11 protein-coding genes are annotated in these 16,358 nt (G+C 46.2%); 7 read left to right on the forward strand and 4 right to left on the reverse strand.

The window, feature by feature from the left end; translation table 11 throughout:
* From RH46_RS18210 to nspC, 4 genes are all read left to right on the forward strand, one after another.
* Positions 1-2,208, forward strand: a 2,208-nt coding sequence (locus RH46_RS18210) for a cadherin repeat domain-containing protein (RefSeq protein WP_006880992.1), incomplete at its 5' end; no start/stop codon positions are given.
* A gap of 500 nt (positions 2,209-2,708) precedes the next feature.
* Positions 2,709-5,609, forward strand: a complete 2,901-nt coding sequence (locus RH46_RS18215) for a pyridoxal phosphate-dependent class III aminotransferase (RefSeq protein WP_006880993.1) — start codon at positions 2,709-2,711, stop codon at positions 5,607-5,609.
* A 15-nt stretch (positions 5,610-5,624) separates the two neighbouring features.
* Entirely contained in the window at positions 5,625-6,869 is a 1,245-nt protein-coding gene (locus RH46_RS18220; RefSeq protein WP_006880994.1) for a carboxynorspermidine synthase, read from the forward strand.
* Positions 6,870-6,958: 89 nt separating this feature from the next.
* The gene (gene nspC / locus RH46_RS18225) at positions 6,959-8,092 is read left to right on the forward strand and encodes a carboxynorspermidine decarboxylase (protein WP_006880995.1); all 1,134 of its coding nucleotides are present in this window, start codon (positions 6,959-6,961) and stop codon (positions 8,090-8,092) included.
* Positions 8,093-8,152: 60 nt separating this feature from the next.
* Here the strand turns inward: nspC and RH46_RS18230 are convergent, their stop codons facing one another.
* Entirely contained in the window at positions 8,153-8,665 is a 513-nt protein-coding gene (locus RH46_RS18230; RefSeq protein WP_006880996.1) for a glycine cleavage system transcriptional repressor, read from the reverse strand.
* 212 nt (positions 8,666-8,877) lie between these two features.
* A complete protein-coding gene (locus tag RH46_RS18235; protein WP_006880997.1) occupies positions 8,878-9,774 on the reverse strand; it encodes a DUF3943 domain-containing protein in 897 nt (298 codons plus the stop codon).
* A gap of 174 nt (positions 9,775-9,948) precedes the next feature.
* Here RH46_RS18235 and RH46_RS18240 point away from each other — a divergent pair, with 174 nt between their 5' ends.
* The 3 genes from RH46_RS18240 (at position 9,949) to RH46_RS18250 (ending at position 12,648) form a co-directional block, all read left to right on the forward strand.
* Positions 9,949-11,190, forward strand: a complete 1,242-nt coding sequence (locus RH46_RS18240) for a CinA family nicotinamide mononucleotide deamidase-related protein (RefSeq protein WP_006880998.1) — start codon at positions 9,949-9,951, stop codon at positions 11,188-11,190.
* 244 nt (positions 11,191-11,434) lie between these two features.
* A complete protein-coding gene (locus RH46_RS18245; RefSeq protein ID WP_006880999.1) occupies positions 11,435-11,674 on the forward strand; it encodes a hypothetical protein in 240 nt (79 codons plus the stop codon).
* 314 nt (positions 11,675-11,988) lie between these two features.
* A complete protein-coding gene (locus RH46_RS18250) occupies positions 11,989-12,648 on the forward strand; it encodes a response regulator (RefSeq protein ID WP_006881000.1) in 660 nt (219 codons plus the stop codon).
* A 3-nt stretch (positions 12,649-12,651) separates the two neighbouring features.
* Here the strand turns inward: RH46_RS18250 and RH46_RS18255 are convergent, their stop codons facing one another.
* Both RH46_RS18255 and nosP read right to left on the reverse strand, forming a co-directional pair.
* Positions 12,652-15,222 (reverse strand): hybrid sensor histidine kinase/response regulator, encoded by a 2,571-nt coding sequence (locus RH46_RS18255; RefSeq protein WP_006881001.1) that lies wholly within the window; start codon positions 15,220-15,222, stop codon positions 12,652-12,654.
* Complete coding sequence (nosP, locus tag RH46_RS18260; RefSeq protein ID WP_006881002.1) at positions 15,215-16,357, reverse strand: nitric oxide-sensing protein NosP; 1,143 nt, start codon at positions 16,355-16,357, stop codon at positions 15,215-15,217. The genes RH46_RS18255 and nosP overlap by 8 nt, the downstream gene beginning before the upstream one ends.
* Between the last annotated feature and the right edge of the window lies 1 nt (position 16,358).

Genomic DNA, 16,358 nt, shown 5'->3' on the forward strand with positions numbered 1-16,358 from the left:
ACCTACAGCATCAGTGAAAACATTCAGTTTGAAGGTGAAGACCTGTTTGCAATCGATAGTGAATCCGGTGAGATATCACTCACTGCTGCCGGTGTTGCCGCCTTTACTAACGACTTTGAGTTGGATGCCAACCTCCACACTATTACCGTGGTGGCGTCGGATGGCGATTTAGAAACAGAAGTTGAAGTTGATCTGATTGAGCTGGATGTCAACGAAGCGCCAGAGTTTGATGAGCCGGTAGGCGGTTATGAGTTCAGCTACAACGAGAATTCTACGGAAGATTACGTAATTGGTACAGTCACCGCGACCGATGAAGATGCGGGCGATGTGGTGACCTACAGCATCAGTGAAAACATTCAGTTTGAAGGCGAAGATCTGTTTGCAATCGATAGTGAATCCGGTGAGATTTCACTCACCGCCGCAGGGGTTGCCGCCTTTACCAACGATTTTGAGCTGGGTGCCAACCTCCACACCATTACCGTGGTGGCGTCGGATGGCGAGTTAGAAACAGAAGTTGAAGTGGACTTGATCGAGCTTGACGTTAATGAAGCGCCAGAGTTTGATGAGCCGGAAGGCGGCTATGAGTTCAGCTACAACGAGAATTCGACTGAAGATTATGTGATTGGCACCGTCACTGCGACCGATGAAGATGCGGGCGATGTCGTGACTTACAGTATCAGCCAGAATATTCAATTCGAAGGGCAAGATCTGTTTGAAATTAATAGCGAAAACGGACAAATTTCACTGACCGCAGCAGGGGTACTGGCGTTCACCAACAATTTCGAACTCCTTTCCAATGAGCACACCATTACGGTTATGGCGTCCGATGGTGAGTTAAACACAGAAGTGCTTGTTGATCTGAGCGAATTGGATGTAAATGAACTACCTGTCACCGAAGACTTCAATGTTGATGCGGGGGATGCGATCTTCGTGCCTATCGTCTTTGATTCCGATGATGAGTCACTCGATCATATCTCTGATGAGGACGATGACTTTAATGGCATCGAACTCAACGTGATGATCACTTCACTACCGCAATTCGGCACACTCCTTTACACCGATGACTTTGGCGAAACGCGTGTGATCACTGAAGCTGATTTGCATGTACTTGGAGAGGATATCGATCCGGCTAAACTGTTTGATCCTGATAACTTTACCTATGTTCCGGGTCCGGGAGAACCATTTGAGATCGGTTACAGTGGTGATCCAGATGACATCGTGCTTGACGAAGATGGCTTCTATAACTGGGGTGAGTGGGTCAGTGATACTGAACGTCTTATCACTCTCGACAATGGCAATACCATCGGGATATCGATAGAAGATAATAATGACAAGCCATTGAAACAGTACACCGGTGGTCCAGCACATGTAGGCTGGGGTATTGGTGATACCGATGGTAACGGTATGAACAAGCAAGAGACTCTTATCATCGACCTGAGTAACAACCCGCTAGATGTGGTGACATTTGGCCTGGATGGTATGGGAGGCTCCTTTAATACCAATAGTAATGTCTATGTTGAAGTGACGTATACCTTTGCTGATGGTACCACCCATGTCGAGCAATACCAGAAAGATGAAGGGGACGTCGGTAACGAGCAAATTCTTTACGAATTCAGTTACTCGTCACCTGACAATCCAATTGTGCAGATGGAGCTTACTTCGACAGGCGGCAATTGGGAGCTTCGCTACCTATCAGGTACTCAGGACATTACCGAAGACGTTACCTTTGACTATGTCGCTGTTGACTCTGAGCTTGCAGTCAGTAACGAGTCTACCGTCACTATTGACGTTTCAGACTCGCCTGAGTATGAAGTGTTGTCGGCAGCAGAAGGTGATGAACTTGATGCTGACTTAGGTAATCAGGTGATGCTAGGTGATGAGACCGATAACATGTTTACCTGGCTCGATAGTACGTTAGACAACGGTACTGATGTAGTCGATAACTTTGAGTTGGGTAGCGACCTAATCGATCTTCGTGGCATTCTTGAAGAGGATGATAATGTACTGGTTGGTGATCTTATTGATTCGATCAGCGCAGAAGTCGATGGTGATGACATTGTCATGACTGTTACCGATGATGGTCGAGAGCAAACCATAGTGCTGGAAGGCGTTACTGCCGCCTTTGAAGAAGCGGGGTTAGTAGAAAATAACGCCATCACCAATGAGCTAGAAATGTTAACTCAGGTGCTGAAAACCGACGCAGCGTAACAAGCGAAAAAGGCCAACCAAACGGTTGGCCTTTTTGATAATCAGCTCATTGTTTTTAAACTGCTGGTTAAAAAATATTGCCAGATGATTTCAAATTATGTTAATTTTCGCCGCAATCTCGGAGATGAGTCGTAATTTAGATATTCTGGGGGAGACGCGTGATGGCATTCGGGCTGAGTGAGCATCACGTAGGGTAGGTATCGACAAGTCCTTTTGTCGATAGACGGGATACTAATGTCGCTAGCGGCATGTGAATGGGAAACCCAACATTGAATTCACTTAATAAACACACATTAATCAGCTTAGTTCTTCCTCAATGCCCTGTTTTACAAGACAGTTGCATTACTGAACCTTGATCTAATCACTTTCATATAATCCATCCATCGTGATGGGTCGATTTGTCGTACGCGTTATTCAACCAATTCGCGGAACGGCTTGCTGTACCCTCAATTCAGATACTGAGCCTGTTGAGGGATAAATACATTTCAAGGGATTAGATCATGAGCACAGCCTTTGAAGTCGATAACTCAGTGGTAAACACAGATATCGCAACCCCTTTTTCTACTCAAATTCCTCAAGTGGAAGGTACCTACGATCTGACACCAGATCAGGTCTTACTTGATCAAGAGCAGCACGAGTCAGCAGTGCGTTCTTACCCGCGTCGCTTACCTATCGCGATTAAACAAGCATATGGGGCGCTTGTTGAAGATACCCGAGGACAGTTATTCCTCGACTGTCTGGCAGGAGCGGGCACACTAGCACTGGGTTACAACCACCCGGAAATCAATCAGGCACTGAAAAGCCAGCTTGATAGTGGATTGCCTTACCAGACGCTGGATATTGCAACGGAAGCAAAAACCAATTTCATTAAGAGTGTTAAGCACTTCCTTCCTCAGCAGTTAGCAGATAATTGCGTGATTCAGTTCTGTGGTCCTTCTGGTGCCGATGCAGTAGAAGCGGCGATTAAGCTTGCTAAGCAGACAACAGGCCGCAACACCATGTTTGCCTTCCGCGGGGCTTACCACGGCATGACCAACGGCACTATGGGTATGATGGGTAACCTTGGTACTAAGGCGCGTCGCAGCGGCCTGATGTCCGAGGTACACTTTATGCCGTTCCCATACAGCCTGCGTTGTCCGTTCGGTCTGGGTGGTGACGAAGGCGCAAAAGCGGGTATTCGCTACATTGAACGTCTGCTTAACGATGATGAAGCAGGCATTATGAAGCCAGCAGCCATCGTTGTTGAGCCTGTTCAGGGTGAAGGCGGTGTTATCCCTGTTCCTGCGTTCTGGCTACGCGAATTACGTCGTATATGTGATGAGCATGAGATCCTGCTTATCCTTGATGAGATTCAGTGCGGTGTAGGTAAAACAGGTTACAACTTTGCCTTTGAAGAAGCAGGCATTGTTCCTGACGTGTTATGTCTGTCTAAAGCCATCGGCGGCGGTATGCCAATGTCACTGCTGGTCATTAACAAGCAGCATGACACCTGGAAGCCAGGCGAGCACACTGGAACCTTCCGTGGCAACCAGCTAGCGATGGTCTCTGGCGCTAAAGCATTGGAAATTATTGAACGCGATAATCTGGTTGAACACGCTAATATTGCAGGCCAATACCTTCGTCATGGGCTGGAAGCGATTCAAAAACGCGTTGACTGTATTGCTGAAGTTCGCGGTAAAGGCTTGATGCTTGGCGTTGAGATCCGCAAGCCGGGCTCTGAGCTAAACAAATTTGGTGAGCCAGTTTCTGATGGCGAACTGACGTTGAAAATCCAGCGTGCTGCACTAGAGCGTGGCCTGATGGTAGAAAAGGGCGGACGTGATGGTTCTGTGATTCGCTTCCTTCCTCCGCTCATCATCTCATTCGAACAAATTGATTTCGCCCTGCGCGTCATTGAGCAAGCGATTCTGACTGCGGGTGGCAATCTTGTTACTCCACAACAGGCAAACGAGAGTTGGAAACAGCACTTTATTCAGACCGGAGAAGCGGGCAGTGTCGAGTTCGCTAAGGTGATGAACCACACTACAGCAGCGATGAAAGCGGTATTTGAGCAAGTCAATGCACCGTATTCAGGTTTAGAACCAAAGCAACTGGAACAAGCAATCAATGCGGTTGACCTCGATAACCGCAATGCAAACCTGGTTGACGTGATTGGTGAAACAGCCGACTTAGTGGCTAAGAACTCAATCATTGTTCAGCACCCAGACTGTATCGCCCACCTTCATACGCCACCATTGATGCCTTCAGTCGTTGCGGAAGCAATGATTGCGGCGCTTAACCAATCAATGGACTCCTGGGATCAAGCGTCTGCAGCTACTTATGTAGAGCAAAAAGTTGTTGACTGGATGTGTAGCAAATACGAACTCGGTGATAACGCTGATGGTGTATTTACCAGTGGCGGTACCCAAAGTAATCTGATGGGCTTACTACTGGCTCGTGACTGGGTTGCCGATCGACTCAACTCGCACTCAGTGCAGAAGCAGGGGCTCCCTGAGTACGCGGCTAAGTTGCGCATCCTGTGTTCGAAGAACTCGCATTTCACAGTACAAAAATCAGCTTCTCTACTTGGTTTAGGCGAGTCGTCAGTGTGTTGTGTTGACGCCAATGCTAACGGCACGATGAAAGTTGATGCTCTGAAAGCTGAAATCGAAGCATTGCAGGCTCAGGATTTAATTCCATTTGCGGTGGTTGGTACTGCGGGCACGACAGACCATGGTGCGATCGATGATCTGACAGCTATCGCTGATCTGGCAGAGCAAAACCAACTTTGGTTCCACGTCGACAGTGCCTATGGTGGCGCGCTGATCTTGAGCAGTCATAAAAACCGTTTGGCAGGTATCGAACGTGCCGATTCGGTTAGCGTCGATTTCCACAAGCTGTTCTATCAAACAATCAGTTGTGGCGCTGTGCTACTTAAAGACAAAGCGAACTTCAGATTCCTGCTTCATCATGCTGATTACCTCAATCGTGAACATGACGAGTTGCCGAATCTGGTTGATAAGTCGATTGCGACAACCAAACGATTCGATGCATTGAAAGTGTTTATGACCATGCAAAGTGTCGGCCCGGATACGCTCGGAGAAATGTATGACCATGTCATCGAGCAAACCCAAACCGTCGCAGAACTGATCGAAGCGCATCAGGGTTTCGAACTGTTAGCGCAGCCTTCGCTTTCTACTGTACTGTTCCGTGCAGTTGACGCTAATGCAACAGATCTGGATGAACTTAACAAAGCATTGCGATTAGAAGCTCTGGTTCGTGGTGTTGCGGTACTGGGTGAAACCGTAGTCGATGGCAAATCGGCACTGAAATTTACCATTTTAAATCCTTGCTTGAAGATCTCTGACTTCGAATCTTTACTAAACAAAATCAATACACTGGCGATTGAGCTAGCAAAATAAAAGGTTATAAATACTATGGCTATTCTACAAATTGGTGCAGGTGGTGTTGGATGGGTTGTTGCACACAAAGCGGCACAAAACAACGATGTACTGGGTGATATTACTATCGCATCACGCACAGTTGGCAAATGTGAAAAAATCATTGAGTCGATTAAAAATAAGAACAACCTAAAAGATCCTTCTAAGAAGCTAGAGTCTCGCGCAGTTAATGCTGATGATGTTGACGCACTAGTGGCACTGATTAAAGAAGTTCAACCTGAGCTAGTTATCAACGCGGGTCCTCCTTGGGTAAACATGAGCATCATGGAAGCTTGTTACCAGGCAAAAGTGAACTACCTTGATACTTCAGTTGCGGTTGACTTGTGCTCTGAGGGTCAACAGGTACCACAAGCGTACGACTGGCAGTGGGGTTACCGTGAGAAATTTGCCGAGGCAGGTATCACAGGTATTCTTGGCGCTGGTTTCGATCCTGGTGTGGTTTCTGTCTTTGCTGCTTATGCAGTTAAGCACCTGTTCGATGAAATCGACACTATCGATGTAATGGACGTAAATGCGGGTGATCACGGTAAGAAGTTCGCGACTAACTTTGACCCAGAAACCAACATGCTTGAAATTCAAGGTGACTCTTTCTACTGGGAAAATGAAGAGTGGAAGCAAGTTCCTTGTCACTCACGTATGCTTGAGTTCGATTTTCCACTAGTCGGCAAGCATAAAGTTTACTCAATGGCGCACGATGAAGTTCGCTCTATGCAGGAGTTCATTCCAGCTAAGCGCATTGAATTCTGGATGGGTTTCGGTGATAAATACCTTAACTACTTCAACTGTATGCGTGACATTGGTTTGTTGAGCCCAGACCCACTAACACTGCACGATGGCACTGTTGTTCAGCCTCTACACGTACTAAAAGCACTACTGCCAGATCCAACTTCACTGGCACCGGGCTATACAGGTAAAACTTGTATCGGTACTTGGGTACAGGGTAAGAAAGATGGTAAAGAGCGTAGCGTATTTATCTACAACAACGCTGACCACGAAGTAGCTTACGAAGATGTAGAACATCAGGCAATTTCGTACACTACTGGTGTTCCTGCAATCACAGCGGCGCTGCAGTTCTTCCGTGGCAAATGGGCAGACAAAGGTGTGTTCAACATGGAACAGCTAGACCCGGACCCGTTCCTGGAAACGATGCCTGAAATCGGTCTGGACTGGCACGTTCAGGAGCTGGAAGTAGGTCAGCCTGTTATCCACAAACTGAAGTAATCGGTCTGCACTGCTGACGGATGATATTTAAGCCGATGCTCTGCATCGGCTTTGTTCGATTTTAGAGTGAAGATACTCAAGGTATTAAAATGCAACATAACGAACTTAAAACCCCTTACTTCATGATCGATGAAGATAAGTTGGTTGAGAACCTCGAAAAAGCGAAGCTGCTTAAAGAGATTTCTGGCGTCAAACTGGTGTTGGCCCTGAAATGTTTCTCAACCTGGGGGGTATTTGACATCATTAAGCCTTACCTCGATGGAACAACCAGTTCTGGTCCATTTGAGGTTAAGCTTGGCTACGAAACATTTGGTGGTGAGACTCACGCTTATAGCGTTGGTTACAGTGAGGATGATGTCCGTGAAGTTGCCGACATCTGCGACAAAATGATCTTTAACTCGCAGAGTCAGTTAGCCGCTTATCGTCATATTGTTGAAGGTAAAGCATCACTGGGTCTGCGTCTGAACCCAGGTGTCAGTTACGCAGGACAAGATCTGGCCAACCCTGCTCGCCAGTTCTCCCGACTGGGCGTTCAGGCTGATCACATTAAGCCACAAGTATTTGAAGACATTGATGGCGTGATGTTCCATATGAACTGTGAAAACAAAGATGTCGATGCGTTTATTGCACTGCTTGACTCTATCTCTGAACAGTTCGGTCAATATCTGGATAAACTTGATTGGGTAAGTATGGGCGGTGGCGTCTTCTTTACCTGGCCGGGTTACGATATTGAAAAGCTGGGGCTGGCACTGAAAGCATTTTCTGAAAAGCATGGCGTGCAAATGTATCTGGAGCCGGGTGAAGCAATTATCACTAAAACAACCGATTTGGTTGTGACAGTGGTTGATATTGTCGAGAACGTAAAGAAAACGGCTATCGTTGATTCAGCGACGGAAGCGCATCGTTTAGATACTTTGATCTATGATGAGCCGGCTTCGATTCTTGAAGCATCAGAAAAGGGTGAGCACCAATATGTGATTGGGTCCTGTTCGTGTCTGGCAGGAGATCAGTTCTGCGAGGCGAACTTTGACCAGCCACTAGAGATTGGTCAGCGTCTGCACATTTTGGATAGTGCGGGTTACACCATGGTGAAACTCAACTGGTTTAATGGCTTACGTATGCCGTCTGTCTATTGCCAGCGTTCAGATGGTGCGATTGAGAAGCTCAACGAGTTTGATTATTCAGACTTTAAACGTTCATTGTCGCAATGGTCTGTGAGCTAAGGCATTAAGCCTGGTACTCAATAGAATAAGAGAGCGCATAGTGCGCTCTCTTTTATCGCTTTAACTCTCAACTAATACCCGAGTATCTTCACTGAGTGATTCAAGCTCATTGGCGACATCATTGATATCTAACTCTTGCGGAAGTCTAATCGCCATATTGGCTGTGAACAGGCTTGAACTGACACCGCCACCACCTGCAATAAATACGCGCTGGCAATCCATATCTAAGATATTGATCCCTTGTCCATCAAGGACGTGAGTGATCTCATTAACAATCCCGGCTCGGTCGTTCGAATCGAGTCTTAACTGATAGATAGTATCGACGTGATGAGTGGCTTGATCGGAATCGGTGATCTGCACCAATAAGTCTGGATGCGCAGTAAAGGCCTCTTTGACGACTTCGGCATTATCAGTAGGCAGCTCAACTTTTATAACCGCAGCGACTTGGTCTTCAATGAAATTAACTTTACTTATTAGCCATTTACCACCATTTTCATGAGTGATAGCCGCTAATTGCTTAATTGTGGCAGGGGTAGCCTTGCCGACAAAGTTAACGATAAATGTGCTGTTCATAGTGGGCCTCCTAGCGTTCAATCAGGCGTGAATCATCAATCCATAACCATAGGAGGATGACTGCCTAAATTCAGTGTAGGATTGTGGCAGAGGTTAGGTTTGACTTGGGTCAACTTTTAAACCTAATCTATTGTTGGCATTACTAATATCACGTCGCGAGCACAAAAAAAGCGACGTATCGACGTCGCTTTTTCATCGCTATGAGAGCAGAGTTAGAAGCTGATCTTCATTTCCACGCCGTAGAAGACGTTATCGTAACTAGCGCCAGCGTCCATTGCGAACTGAGCAGCGTCCTGGTTACCGAACCAAGGTTTACTGCTGTACTGGAATTCTGCGCTTCCGCCCCATGCATCACTCACCCAGCCATGAATATGGCCAACAGGGTTGAGGAAGAACAGGGTAACATCACCCATGGTTTCGGAGCCCATTACTTCACCGCCAGAAGCCACGATATCTTGCTCTGCTTCAAACATCATTTCACCGACTACCGCACCAAAGAACGGTGTAATGAAGATGTCCTGCCATGAAGGAATTTCAGCAAAGGCTTCAACACCATATTCCCAGAAGAAGGTCGACATAGTTGCTGAGTATAGGAAAGACTCAAATTCGTTAAAACCAGCATGACGCGCAGCCGTGTAGTAAACACCACCAAAGTAAGGGTGCATGATGTAGTTTAAGAAGTGCTCATCGCGATCCCATACCGGGCCGGCAGTCACGTTGTCTTTCCATTTGCTGCCTAGACCACTTAAGTCACGATCTTCTTCATCCCACTTTGTGATAGATTCAGGAAGAAGCGTCATCAGACCAACAGTTGCAACACTTAAGCCTAAGATTGTGTACGTCTGGCCTTTTAGGTAGTCCCAATCTTTTTCACTCGAAACGGAGAGATATTTCGGTAAGCCCGGATCTTCGAGTTTGAGATCGTTTTCGGTCAAACTCAATGAATATGGGTCTTTGTCTTGAAACTGATAGGAGTGGTTGAAAAACGTGTCGGTCTCAGCTTGATCTACTGTGTACGAAAACTCAATATGTTGATTCGAATCATAAACATTAGCGTTGGCGCAAGCAGACGCTGACAACATTAAAGCAGTAATGCTTTTTTTGAACACGGAAAACTCCATCGTTTTTATTTTAATGATCAGACTCACAATTATCTAATAAAGTTAGAGGAATAGAAACCTGTAATTGTCCTAAATATGCAATTGGTTCTTTTTTAGGGCTATGAGAATAGTAATATTAAGTTAAACTCACGGGTGTGAGATGTTTCCCACAAAGGATAAACAATGTTAAAAATCGCAATGCTAAGCACTGGGGAAGAGGTTCTACACGGAGATATCGTTGACTCCAATGCTGCGTGGTTGTCACGTCGATTTTTTGAAAATGGCTACAGCTTAACCAAACGTTCTACCGTTGGTGATGAAATGTCTGCGTTAGTTGAAGAGCTTATGATGCTCAGTTTCAATAGCGATGTGGTCATTGTTAATGGTGGTTTGGGACCAACGAGCGATGATTTAAGTGCTCAGGCTGTCGCGGAAGCTGCCGAAACTGAACTGGTCCTTTTCCCTGAGTGGTTAGAAAAGCTGGAACGTTTTTTTGCCGCACGAGGAGTGCCAATGCCTGAGAGTAACCGCAAGCAAGCGATGTTGCCAAAAGGTGCGATGTTACTCGATAACCCAATTGGAACTGCCTGCGGTTTTAAAGTCTCTTTCAACAACTGTGATTTCTACTTCACCCCAGGTGTACCTAGTGAATTTAAGTTGATGGTGGATCAGCAAATTCTGCCGGATATGAAGCGAGTTCATACAGAGGTGGTTGGTCAGGAGTGCAGTAAGCTCTATACGTTTGGTACTTCAGAATCAGCGTTATCGGATAAGCTCGACAAAGTGCAGCTGCCACCGGGCTACATGCTAGGGTATCGTTCATACCTGCCTTATATCGAAGTAAAGTTGTTCGGACCAAAGAACGATCTCGACAACCGGGTTAAACTGCTGCAAATCATTTTCAACCTGATTGAAAGCAATGTCGTCAGTATTGATGAACCGATGCAGGATCACGTTGCTTATCTTATCCAGGAGAAGAAGTTCTCGATTTCGACAGCAGAACAATCGACCTTTGGTGCCTTATCTCAATGGTTACAGGCTAATCCACATGCTGCACAGTTTTGCGGGCATGGCTGGGTGCTTGGTGAACGAGTTGCGGTCGGCGAGGGGAATGATGATCCGCTCGCAGCGGCATTTGCACTTGCTGCAGCAACACGAGATAAGTGTTCGACAGAGATTGCCATTGTGACTGGAAAAGTGAGTGACAAGACATTTTCAGTAGCTCTGGCTGCACCAGAGGGGGAGTGGGGACAAACCTTAACTCTCAATCGCACTTATAGTCGCGAAGAGCAGACTTTAGTCATAACGACACTTGCCGCAGATATGTTGCGCCGTTACCTCAGTGCTAAGCCGATGTTTGTTTCCTATAGCTCTTTGACCAGAGAGAAGGAAATGTTCGTGCCTAGAAGCGTCCTCGAAGCATAGTTATTCAACTAGAAGACTGAGTCAGTTTTGTCAAATTGGCTCAGTCTGCTGTTCTGTAATAAGTGAATGAATATGTTTCTTATTACTCATTCTGTCTCATATTAATTTCTTATGCAAAAATCATATAATGCTTAAAGCGATGATTTTCAATAGAACAGAATATTGTCTTACTTTTGCAACGTGCAATCTTCACAATAACCTTTAAACTGACTATTCGATCTGCAAACAGTTCATGGAGGTTCGCATGTTTGGTCAATCAAAAATCATTGTATGGTATCAGGTTGCAAGCCAAAAAGTCCTTTTGGGTGAGGCGGTTAGGGATGACCATCAAGATATGATCTCATTATGGCTGCAAGCTCCTAAAGAGAAGCGTGGCGAAAACTGTCTCGGTTACCATCTATCGCTGTTTGATGACGACGGCAGGGAGATTGCGGATAAGTCAGTATCAATGCTGACGGCGGATGAGTTCTTATCACGGGCTTAGAACTTTAACTAGATACTTGGTTAACCTTGGTGCTCATACGATTGTTGTAGTGAATATCTATTCATTAGTATGCAAGGTAAACCTTAAGGTCTAGATTGTTGAATTCGACTCTTTTCATCTATTAACTTGATTTTGTGACTGACGGCGCGAGTTTGAAATGTAATGGATTACTTTTCTTTAAACACTGTGATCAGCGCTAATTCCTACGACTAAATCCACCTTTCTTACTACTAATGGATGAGAAGAGTCGCCTTGTAACAAAAGGTTAATCCGTTAAGCTGAAGATTAAGTCAATTAACAGGAGAGACTTGGTTATGTACAAAGTCTTGATTGCCGACGACCATCCGCTTTTCAGAGATGCAATCGTTCATATTTTAGCAAGTCAGTTCCCCAATAGTACGACTTATGAAACGGAAGATATCGCCTCTACGATAGAGTTTGCCAAGGATAACGATGACATCGATCTGATTATGCTCGATCTCAATATGCCAGGGATGACAGGCTTGAATGGGCTACTCGATCTTATTAATGAATGCCCGACAACACCCGTAGTGGTTGTATCCGCAGAGAATAAGAAGCAAGTCATTCTTCAGACTATCGCCTATGGTGCGGTAGGCTTTATTGCCAAGTCCTCTTCAAAAGAAGTCATCGCCGAAGCAATAGAAAACGTGCTCGAAGGTAACATCTACTTGCCAGCTGACATTATTCGTACTCAAGCAACGACTGCCTCTGTCAAACAAGAATCGCCGTTAACTCCCGAGATGCTGTCATCGCTAACACGCCGACAGTTAATGGTCCTGAAATGTATGACCAAAGGTGAGGCCAACAAGCAGATTGCCTATAACCTCAATGTTTCTGAGACTACGGTTAAATCCCATGTATCTTCTATTCTCAAGAAGCTTGGTGTCACTAACCGTGTTCAGGCCGTTCTTGGTTGTAGTGATATCGACTTTAATCAATACCTCAAGCGATAATCACTACTTGAGTAAGTAGTGTATCGATGTTTTCAGCTTCATCGGTTTGACGGGTTTATGAAGTAACAAGATACCGTCATCTTTGACCTGATTCTTTAGCTCATCACTATAGTTGGCGGTAATCATCAGGGTAGGCAGTGGGTTAGATCTGTCTACGCTAATCGTTTTTGCTACATCCAGCCCGTTTACACCATCATCCAAGTGGTAATCCACAATCAGCAGATCAACCTTATCCGTCGCAGTGTCAACCTTTGAACGCAGCTGTTCAATGCTGGTGGCGGTGGTGAGGTTATAGCCCCAATTGGTTAACAGCTGATCCATGGCGTCACAGATGCTTACGTCATTATCAATCAGCCAGACATCACGACCGACGAGATTGGTGTTGGCAAGCACGCGTTCGAGGTGGTCTGTCTGGGCAGGCACACTGCACATGTGGCCAAGTGGGACATCTACCGAGAATACTGAGCCTTTGTCTTTGGTCGAGCGGACGTGAATAGGATGCTCCAACACCTTGGAGAGCTTATCGACAATCGACAGTCCTAAGCCAAGCCCGTTGCCATAAGCCTTAGAGGAAGACTTGAGCCGCTTGAACTCTTCAAATATCACCGACAGTTGATTCTCAGCGATACCTGCGCCGTTATCCCATACCTGAATTGAAACCTTGTCTCCTTGCTTGCGACAGCCAATCAGGACTTTGCCATTGTCTGTATATCTGAAAGCGTTGGAAATGAAGTTGCGCAGAATACGCGCTAAGAGGACGCTGTCAGAGTAGACAACCCCTTCAAATGGCACATATCTGAGCTCAACATTGTACTGGCTGGCACTGTATCTATATTCGTTGATCAGGTTAGTCAATAGCTCCCCGAGGTTAAAGGCACTCTTATCTGCTTTGACAACGCCCGCATCGAGTTTGGATATATCCACCAGGGTACTGATCAAGTTCTCTAAGTCGTCGAGAGAGTTAGAAATCGAATTGAGCAGAGACTGGTCTTTATCCTGCTTTAACTGCTCAGCGAGTGAACTGGTGAATAACTGCGCTGCATTGAGTGGCTGAAGAAGGTCATGGCTGACCGCTGCGAGGAACTTGGTTTTCGATACATTAGCTTGCTCAGCTTCACTCTTAGCCGCAGTAAGATCCAACTGAGCACGACGACGCTCTTCCACTTCACCATGGAGGATATCGTTAAGTCGTTGCAACTGAGAGGTGCGTTCTTCGACACGTAACTCGAGTTGGTCGTGCGCTTTTTGCAGCGCCAGAGCGTTTTTGCGACGGGTAGTTACATCACGTACCAGAACGAAAAAGCCGAGTACATTACCGCTGTCATCCTTGTTTGGTACGTAGGACTTGTGTAGGTAAGCGGTAGCGCCTAAGTGGTTTATCTCTTCTACCTCAAAGTTAACACTTTCTCCCTGCAATGCTCGTGAAACATGGGGTTGCAGCAGACTAAAGTCAGCGTTGATACGGCTGGCTTCTAAATCGATACCATAGAGTTCGCCTTGTTCACGTCCATACCAGTCGACGTAAACCTTATTCGTAAACTGGAACTTAAGATCCGCACCAACGTAAGCAATCATCGCCGGGACGTTATCGGTAATGAGACGCAAGCGACTTTCACTTTGCTTAAGCGACTCAGCATAGCGGTGCGAGCTGGTGATATCGGTGAAAGTCTTAATCAATTTACCGTTACTAAGCCTGTGATCTTTTATCTCTATGACATCACCATTCGGTAACGTTTGAACATGGCTATCGCTGTTTCCGCTATAGAGAACTAACGGCTTAAGATTGAGATCAGTGGCATTGCTCAGTGTCGAAATGAAGGGTTTTCTACGCAGGCTCTGTGGAGAGAGCTGGCTGATTTCAAGAAAGCGCTGGTTCCAGACTTCTACCCGGCCATGCTGGCTGATTAACATTACTCCCTGAGAGAGGTTATCGACCAGATTTTGTAGCTGCTTAGACTTTTGCGCCATAGCATGTTCATAGCGTTCACTCTCGGCGTGTTTAAGGGCAGTAATGTCTTTGTACAACATTACCCAGCCACCTTCCTGAGTGCGATGTTCATTGAGCTGGAACCAGCGATTGTCAGCCAGACGGTAAACCGAACTGCTGTCGCCATCTCCCGGATAAGCCTGAGAAATGATGCCGCGGGTTTTGGCCAATGCCTTAAAGTCATTGAGGTTAGTCCCTTCTTCACTGCGTAAGCCGACCTGTTCCCAGTAGCGGGAAAAGTGGCTGTTTTGCAGAATGATCCGACCGTCACTATCGAGCAGAACAAACGCATCTGAAATGCTTTCGATGGCATCGATAAAGCGCTGTTTAAACAGGTTAGCCTGCTCATTTTCGGCTTTCAGAGCGCGCTTACTACGCTCTAGCTCAGCTAAAGTTTCGTTTAGCGTCTGAGTAGTCTCTTTGACTTGTTTAGCTAACTGGACCGAGTGCTCAAAAGTCGCATAAGGCTGATTGCTGGCACTGCCGCCATTTTCGATACGCTCAATCAACACCTGATTGATTTTCTTAAGCTTACGGTTCTCTTCTAACAGCCGTTTGTTCTCTTCGGCCAGTTGTTCATCACTCATAGACTTCTCCAGACAAGTAGACACCAGTGAAGGTCTGGTTGAGGTGCGTGCCATTGATGTGTTCACCGTAGGTGTTGAAGCCAAAGATGTTGTACTGGCGTTGCAATTGACCCATTGGTTCCAATTGTTGACGTTGTTCTATCTCCAGACGTCTGAGAAAGCAGTCACAGGCAAGAACGCACTCAGCTTTGTCGAGGCGCTGCTCAAGCGTTGATAATTTATCGGCCAAGGTGTCAGTAATGCTGCCCATTTCGACCGCGCTAAGGACGATGCCGGTGTCGACGGCGCAATAGAAAGTCAGGCTTAGATCATCATGATTCACTTTTTGAATTGAACGGGCGTAGTACTGACCTCCAACTTTAACGGCGAGAGGGTACAAAGAGAAAACTTCCGGATTCAGCTGAGAAACCTCTAAGCCGAGAATTCGTGCGTACTCTTGTGCTGCTGGTTCCGAATTGAGCTCTAGCACGGTTCTGGAGAGTGAGTCTGCTGAGGTGACCACGAGTTTCTCTTTAGATGATTCGATGTGATTAGAGTTGAACACTTCAAAGCGGCAGCGCGAGTGAACCATAATTACCACGGCCGCATTTTGGATGAAGGCTCCCTGGTGATAAACATGAGTATTAGCGAGATTAATATCGTCACCGGCTGAACCGCCAAAGTGAGGCAAGCCGCTGGCCGCCATATTGAGCACACTAAGCAGTTGTTCTTCTTTGGCCGACAAACCATCAATCAGGGTTAACAGAAAGGAGCGATGGGTTTGTTCTTCGTCAAAGTGACACATTTCTGTCAGTTGGTTGATTTTGCTCTGCGCGCTAATCAGATCAAATGAATCGAATTGGTCAATAACGGCTGAGTTGATAGAAAACAACTGTGGTGAAAACCAGATCGCAATAATCGAGTGCTGATGGTAACCGTCGCTGGTGACTTCTCCCGCGGTTGTACAGCCAGCGAGCTCTACATCGCTAAACTGTTGGTTAAGCGCTGATGCTAATTCGTTGAGAGGGTATGAGGCAGAACAGTAGAACAACACAAATCCATTGCGTGGCTTACCGAGCTGCTGAAATATCTCCTCACTGGCTTGTTTCGGTTCCAGTGACTTACTGACAGCATGTTTGGTTATTATATTAGTCATA

Origin of the sequence: Vibrio brasiliensis LMG 20546 (genome assembly GCF_000189255.1) — a bacterium.
Lineage (GTDB): Bacteria > Pseudomonadota > Gammaproteobacteria > Enterobacterales > Vibrionaceae > Vibrio > Vibrio brasiliensis.